The following is a 6,707-nucleotide window of genomic DNA, read 5'->3' as shown; positions in this document are numbered from 1 at the left end:
CTCGGCCACGCCGGGGCCGTCCTCGCCGCGCAGCACGGCCAGGGCGCGTTCCTGCGCCTGTTGGGCAGACGCCACGTCGCGCAGGGCGCGGCGGCGTTCTTCCAGCCGGTCTTCCTCGCCCGCCTCTGGGGCCACCTTGTCGATCTCGCGCTGCTGAAATTCCAGCACGTCGCGGCGGTCTTCAAGCGAGCGGGCGCGGGCGGCCAGTTCTTCGCGTTTGGCGGCCACTTCGCGCAGGCTTTTCAGCGCATCGTCGCGGGCGGCCAGCAGATCAGGGCGGTTCAGGAATTCGTCCAGCAGCCGGACCTGAAAGGCGGGTTGCAGCAGCTTCTGCTGGCCGTGCTGACTGGTGTGCACCACCAGCGAGGCGCGCATGTCGCGCACCGCGTCCTGCGAGCTGAGCCGGTCGTTGATGAACAGGCGGCTGCGGCCCGTGTCCGCCGTCAGTTCGCGGCGCAGCACCATGTCGCCGTCCGGCAGGGCGAACAGGGCCTCCACGTGGGCCTTTTCCTTGCCGGGGCGGACCATGTCGGCGGTGAGCCGGTCGCCAATGAGGAAATTGAGCGCCTTGAGGATGAAGCTTTTGCCCGCGCCCGTTTCGCCCGTAAGGGCGTTGAGGCCGGGGGCAAAATCCAGTTCCATGTCCTCGATGAGCGCGAGGTCCCGAATGCGCAGGTATTCCAGCATGAGGTGTCCTTGCTCAGGTCCGGTCGCCGCCGTCCGCCGGGGGGGCGGCGGTGGCGTCCGGTGAAATGTCGACTTCGGCGTTCGGTGGCGTGGTGGGAGGCATGTGGGGCGGTGCGGCGGGCGCCACATTCAGCCCGCGGCGCAGATGTCCGCCGGGGCCATGCCCGTCCAGCAGGCGCAGAAAGGCGCGTTCCTGCCCTTCCGCCGTGGCGCGTTGTCCGGCATCGGCCAGCTCGTGCAGCCCCTGTTCGACGCGGTAGGCGCGCAGGCAGGCCAACGCGTATTCTGCCTGGGTGCGCCACGGCGCGCCGGGCTCCAGCGCAAGGCGCGCCAGAATGCCGAGCCTGTAGAAAGTGAGCGCCTTGCGGCGCGAAGTCAAGCGCTCAACCCCCCGCATCCATTCAAGGTCGTTGCCGTTGTGGCGTTGCGCCAGCACCAGCATCTCGAAGGCGGCTTCGGGGCAGTGGCGTTCCGGGTCATACGTGAAGCCAGGCTGGGCGTCGCGGCCTTCGCGGCGCAGCAGTTCCGTCCACAGCAGGCAGGCGTGGTACACCGACTGCGGTTTTTCCGGCTGGCGCAGGTGCCGGGCCTGGTGCAGGCGGTACCAGAAGGGTTTGGCGGCCTTGAGGTCGCCGCGCACCAGGGCTGCGCCTGCGGCGGCCACGTTGACGTCAACGTCGTCCGCGTGGGCGCCGGTGGCCAGCAACCGGTCGAACAGGTCGGACAGGGCCGGTGTCTCGCGCACGGGCAGAGCGGGATGAGCCTTGGGCGGTTCCGCTGCTGCGCGCAGCCGCGCGCTCATGTTGCTCGAAGTGTCGGGCAAGCTGTCCAGGGCGGTGGACACCGCGTCCGGTGGCAGGTCCAGCACACCGGCGCGCATGCGGTGGAACAGCGTCAGCCACAGGGCTTCAGCGCCCGCCGCGCCGGTGGCGGCATTGCCCGGCGCCTTGTCCACGGCATTGAGGACGGTGGCAGCTCGGTGGTCCGGCAAATGCTGCGCCTGCACCCGCTTCCAGGCGGCCCGTCCGATGCGCTCGGCCACATCCGGCCTGCGCAGCAGGAAGCGCAGCTTTTCCAGCATGTCCAGCCCGTCGGCGTAGACCACCATTTCGTGGCCGTCGTCGAAGAGTGCGTCCTGGTCCGGCCCCACGTCCGGCGTCAGCACGCAGGCCCCGCACGAAGCCCCTTCCGTGAGGCGGAAATTTACCTCGAACCCTATGGATTCGTTGGGAATGATGCGCGTGTCGCCGTACAGGGCCAGCATTTCGGCAAAGGGCACGCCCTGCCGGGCCTGCACGCCGAACCGGTCCTGCAGTAGTTCGGCCAGCCAGCCACGCAGGGGGCGGTGCTTGTCCAGCACGCCCACCATGGAAATGTCGTGCCCGCGCCCGGCGTGCGGCTGCCACGGGCGGGCGTGCCCGCTCATGGCCAGGTGCACGGCCTGCGGATGACGCCACTGCGGCGGCAGCGCCAGGAACAGCGAAAGGTGTGGGGTGAACAGCACGTCGAACAGCCGCGCATAGTGGCGGTGCCAGTGCATGTTCAGGTGGCTGTCGATGGCCCAGTAGGCCTTGCGGCAGCGCAAGGTTTCCAGCCCGGCCAGGATCACCCGCGGGCCCAACGTTTCCTGCTGCACCAGCAGGTCGGGCGCAAAGCCGTGCGCATCCAGCAGGGCGGCGATGTCCACGATGCCGCCGGGCGGGTGCAGGTCCAGCACCTCGTGCCCCATGCGCCGGAAGCTGGCGGTCAGGTGCGTGCCGACGCAGACGATGCGCATGGCCTAGCGCTTCAGGCGCGGGTCCAGCAGGTCGCGCAGGCTTTCGCCCAGCAGATTGTAGCCGAGCACGGTGAGCAGGATGGCGCAGCCCGGAAACACGGACAGCCACGGGGCTATCTCCAGCACGTCCTTGCCCTCCAGCAGCATGTTGCCCCAGCTGGGCATGGGCGGCTGCACGCCAAGCCCCAGAAAGCTCAGGGCAGATTCGGTCAGGATGGCCCCGGCCACGCCCAGCGTGGCGGAAACCAGCACCGGGGCCACGGCGTTGGGCAGCACGTGCAGGGACAGGATGCGCACCGGCCCCGCACCGGCCAGCCGGGCGGCAGCGATGAAGTCGCGTTCGCGCAGGGAAAGGGTTTCCGCGCGCACCAGCCGGGCCACGCCCATCCACGAGGTGAGCCCGATCACCGCCATGATGTTCAGCAGGCTGGGCTCGAGGAAGGCGATGACCGCAAGGATCAGGAAGAACGAGGGGAAGCACAGCATGATGTCCACGCAGCGCATGATCAGTTCGTCCGCCAGCCCGCCGAAGTAGCCCGCCGCCAGCCCCAGCGCGAGGCCGATGGCAACGGAGATGCCCACCGAGACGAAGCCCACCCACAGCGATACCCGCGCCCCGTGCAGCATGCGCGAAAGCACGTCGCGCCCCAGGGCGTCGGTGCCCAGCGGGTGCGCGGAAGACGGCGGTTGCAGGATGGCCGTCAGGTCCAGCGCGGTGGGATCGTGCGGGGCTATCCACGGGGCCAGCAGGGCTGCCGCGGACATGGCCAGCACCAGCGACAGGCCGGTGGCCAGCATGGGGTGGCGCATCCAGAAATGCAGCCAGCGGCGGGGAGAGAACAGGTCGGCGGCGCTCATGCGTTGCCCCCGTCGCCGTTCCCCGCGCCGTCACCGCCCGTGCCCCCGGTGAGCCGGATGCGCGGGTCGGCCAGGCCGTAGCACAGGTCCGCCAGCAGGTTGCCGACCAGCGTCAGCACCGCGCCCAGTACCAGGTTGCCCATGATCAGCGGGTAGTCGCGGGCCATGACCGCCTGGTAGAACAGCTGCCCCAGGCCGGGCAGGGCGAAGATGGATTCGATGATCACGCTGCCGCCGATGAGCCCCGGCAGCGAAAGCCCCAGGATGGTGATGACCGGCAGCAGCGCGTTGCGCAACGCATGGCGGAAGATCACCGTGCGCACCGGCAGCCCCTTGGCCCGTGCGGTAAGGATGTAGTCCTGCCGCAGCACCTCCAGCATGGAGGCGCGCATGAAACGCGAAAGCCCGGCCAGGCTGCCGAAGGTATAGATGAAGATGGGCATGGCCAGATGCGCCATGATGTCCCATGCCTTGCCCATGGGCGACATGGCGGCGTGGTCCAGCGATGTCAGTCCGGAAAGCGGCAGCCATTGCAGGTGGATGCCGAACAGCAGCATCAGCAGCAGCGCCAGCCAGAACCCCGGCATGGCAAAGCCCATGAACACCAGCACCGTCATGGCCCGGTCGAACAGCCTGCCCTGCCACTGGGCGGACGCCACCCCGATGGGAATGGCGCAGAGCAGGGTGAGCACCAGCGAGGCCACGTTCATGCCCACGGTAAGCGGCAGCCGTTCCTTGATCTTGTCCCACACCGGGCGCGGATCGCTGGACATGGAATTGCCGAAGTCCAGCCGGGCCAGGCGCCCCAGCCACTGCACGTACTGCACGTGCAGCGGCTTATCCAGGCCGTACAGGGCTTCCAGGCGCTTGCGCGTTTCCGCCCCGGCCAGCGGGTTCATGGTGGTCTGCATGTCCGTGGGCGAGCCGGGGGCCAGGTGGATGACCCAGAAGCTGATGATCGTGATGCCCCAGAACACGAAGAGCATCCACGCCAGCTTGCGGCCCATGCGGCGCAGCATGGCTGCGACACGACCGGGGCGCGGCGCGGGATGGCGGACGCCTTCCGCCGGGGTGTCTGTGGCGGCGGGCGGCCCTGGATGGGTATCGCGATGATCGCTGGTCACGTCGTCGTTGTCCTTGAAGCCTTGCGTGAGACGGGGGGCCAGGGGCAGTCCCTACGCCTCGTGCTCCATCCACCCGCGCAGGTCGCGCACTTCCTCTGCCCAGCGCTTCGAAAGGCGCACATCCATGAACTGGCGGTACACCTCGTCCAGGAAGCCAAGGCAGGTTTCGATCAGGTAGATCTTTTCCAGCAGGCGGGCGTCGGGATCGTCGTCGCCGCCCTCGCCGTCCTTTTCCACGGTGGGGGTCTTCAGGCTGTTGAGGGAAAAGTCCTCGGCCCGCAGGCTGAGCTGCCACGAATCGGCCTCGCGCTCGAAGCGCAGCAGGGCGCGGGTTACCTTTTTGCCGGTGGTCAGGCCCATGCGCGCCTCGCGCAGGGGCGACATGGAGCCGGAGACCGTAGCGGTTTCCAGGCTTTCGCCCTCGCCGCCCTGCACCGAAATGCGCTGCTCCATGTGCACGCCAAAGGGGCTGCCGTCCGGCATGCGGAATGAACCGGGCGCGGTTTCGCTACGGTACCACAACCAGGTCAGGAATTCCTGGCCCAGGATCACGTCGGTGGTCTGGCCGAGATAGGGGGTGTCGCTCATCGTATGTCCTTGTCCGGCGCGCCTACCCGGCGAACCGGGTGGGTTCCAGCGTGTCCAGGCGGGTCATGGCGGCCTCGTCCAGCATGGAGGCGGCCAACGCGTACGGCGTCAGCGGCTCCAGGTGCAGGTCGAAGGTCAGCGTGAAATAATCGGAGAATAGGTCGATCATTTTCGACTGCGTGGAGGCAAAATAGATGATGCCCGTATCGATGGCCCACAGCACGTTGAATTCCGCGGGGATGGGCAAAAAACGCGACATCAGGCGCAGCCGGGTCTGTTCCTTCAGTTCCTTCTTGCGCTCGCGCGAGATGAACTTCTTGCCTTGTTCCTTGTTGCGGGCCTCTTCCTCACGCAGGGCAAGGGACAGGTGCTTCTTCAGCACGGCGGCGGGAATGCGCCGGGTGTCCTGGCGCAGCGAAAAGGCAATGTATCCGCCCTTTTCGGGCGGCGCGGTGCGCCAGGCCGTATCGAGCATGTCGTCAAAGCACACCCAACCCCAAGAGCGTTCGTCGGAAGTGTTGTCGATATCGCGGAAGCAGAACTGCTTCAGCTTGTCGGGCAGGGTGGGCCAGAGGGTGGCGGGCACCGGGTCCGCGATGCGGAACCGGGTGAAGCTGCTGCTGGCGTTAAGAAAACCCATTGGTGTCTCCCTTGGTTGTGGATTGGGCACATACCTAGCCTATCTTGCCGTGGCGCGCCACCCCGTGACCCACGGTGCGCAGGACGGGACGGCCCAGCGCCAGTCAGGCCCAACAGGCCAGTCAGGCCCAGCAGGCCAGTCAGGCCCAGCAGGCCAGCAGGCCAGTCAGGCCAGTCAGGCCAGTCGGACCAGTCGGGGCGGCAGGTCCGGCGAATGGGCAGGGCAGGCACGGAACATCCGGCCCGTGTATGCACGCCAGGGCCGGGGGGCAGGCGAAAGGGGCGCTGCGTTGTGAGCATACATATATAGGGGCTCGGGCCGACGCCGAGCGGGACGCTGTCGCCAAAACGGATTGGGTAGGGCGAACAGGTCAGTGACCCCGCTAAAAGATGGCATGCCAGGGGCCGTTCGAATGCGTCGGCGCCAAGGTGAGAAGCATCCCTTGCAAGTGGTTCCGAAGGCGACCACGCACGCCATGTGGACGCGAGCACCCTGTAAAAGGGTCATTCTGATGCGGTGCATGCCTGATTTTATGTCTTATTTGTCGGTATGTTGGGTGGAAATTTCAAGAAAATGAAAAAACGGTGTTGACTTCATCCGGGTTTCGCGTAGAAACCACCTCCGCGCCGAACGGAACCGGCAACGCCTTCTGCAAGGAGGCAACGCAGGACCGGACGGGCAGAAGGTCAACACGACCGTCGCGAAAAAAGACGCGAAAGAGTGTTGACGAAAGGCTCCGAAAGGAGCATAGCTGAAAGTCCGCCCGCACGCACAGCGTGCACGGCAAAACGGTTCGGGCAATGGTCCGGCCGGTGGTTGAAAGACCGGGTTCTTTGACAAGTAAATAGCGAGTCGGGAAGGAATCAGCCTTTACGATAGTAATCAATCGTACGGGTGTCTCAATTACGAGGCGTTCGTGCGACTTCAGTTTTTCAACTGGAGAGTTTGATTCTGGCTCAGATTGAACGCTGGCGGCGTGCCTAACACATGCAAGTCGTGCGTGAAAGGGCTTCGGCCTGAGTAAAGCGGCGCA

General features: G+C 66.6%; 6 protein-coding genes and 1 rRNA gene. 1 reads left to right on the top strand and 6 read right to left on the bottom strand.

Annotated elements, in window-relative coordinates:
* The 6 genes from FVW27_RS04525 to rdgC all read right to left on the bottom strand — a co-directional run.
* Positions 1-687: AAA family ATPase (locus FVW27_RS04525; protein ID WP_167123118.1), on the bottom strand; the 687-nt coding region annotated here is incomplete at its 3' end.
* Between the two features lie 13 nt (positions 688-700).
* Positions 701-2,464 (bottom strand): glycosyltransferase family protein, encoded by a 1,764-nt coding sequence (locus tag FVW27_RS04520; RefSeq protein ID WP_167123116.1) that lies wholly within the window; start codon positions 2,462-2,464, stop codon positions 701-703.
* A gap of 3 nt (positions 2,465-2,467) precedes the next feature.
* The gene (locus tag FVW27_RS04515; RefSeq protein ID WP_424991845.1) at positions 2,468-3,274 is read right to left on the bottom strand and encodes an ABC transporter permease; all 807 of its coding nucleotides are present in this window, start codon (positions 3,272-3,274) and stop codon (positions 2,468-2,470) included.
* A gap of 44 nt (positions 3,275-3,318) precedes the next feature.
* Complete coding sequence (locus tag FVW27_RS04510; RefSeq protein WP_167123120.1) at positions 3,319-4,341, bottom strand: ABC transporter permease; 1,023 nt, start codon at positions 4,339-4,341, stop codon at positions 3,319-3,321.
* A 156-nt stretch (positions 4,342-4,497) separates the two neighbouring features.
* Entirely contained in the window at positions 4,498-5,034 is a 537-nt protein-coding gene (locus tag FVW27_RS04505) for a hypothetical protein (RefSeq protein WP_167123112.1), read from the bottom strand.
* Between the two features lie 22 nt (positions 5,035-5,056).
* On the bottom strand, positions 5,057-5,674 hold the full coding sequence (gene rdgC / locus FVW27_RS04500) for a recombination-associated protein RdgC (RefSeq protein WP_167123110.1): 618 nt from the start codon (positions 5,672-5,674) through the stop codon (positions 5,057-5,059).
* Positions 5,675-6,607: 933 nt separating this feature from the next.
* Between rdgC and FVW27_RS04495 the strand changes: the two genes are divergently transcribed.
* Positions 6,608-6,707, top strand: a 16S ribosomal RNA gene (locus tag FVW27_RS04495); the annotation flags it as partial.

The sequence above is a fragment of the Nitratidesulfovibrio liaohensis genome, assembly GCF_011682075.1.
Lineage (GTDB): Bacteria > Desulfobacterota > Desulfovibrionia > Desulfovibrionales > Desulfovibrionaceae > Cupidesulfovibrio > Cupidesulfovibrio liaohensis.
The sequence above is the reverse complement of the archived record's forward strand: the minus strand, read 5'-3'. Positions and strand labels throughout refer to the sequence as shown.

Excerpts from the sequence above, each read along its gene's own strand:
- FVW27_RS04510 (WP_167123120.1), bottom strand. The coding sequence starts at position 4,341 with ATGCTGCGCCGCATGGGCCGCAAGCTGGCGTGGATGCTCTTCGTGTTC.
- rdgC (WP_167123110.1), bottom strand. The coding sequence starts at position 5,674 with ATGGGTTTTCTTAACGCCAGCAGCAGCTTCACCCGGTTCCGCATCGCG.
- FVW27_RS04505 (WP_167123112.1), bottom strand. The coding sequence starts at position 5,034 with ATGAGCGACACCCCCTATCTCGGCCAGACCACCGACGTGATCCTGGGC.
- FVW27_RS04515 (WP_424991845.1), bottom strand. The coding sequence starts at position 3,274 with ATGCGCCACCCCATGCTGGCCACCGGCCTGTCGCTGGTGCTGGCCATG.
- FVW27_RS04520 (WP_167123116.1), bottom strand. The coding sequence starts at position 2,464 with ATGCGCATCGTCTGCGTCGGCACGCACCTGACCGCCAGCTTCCGGCGC.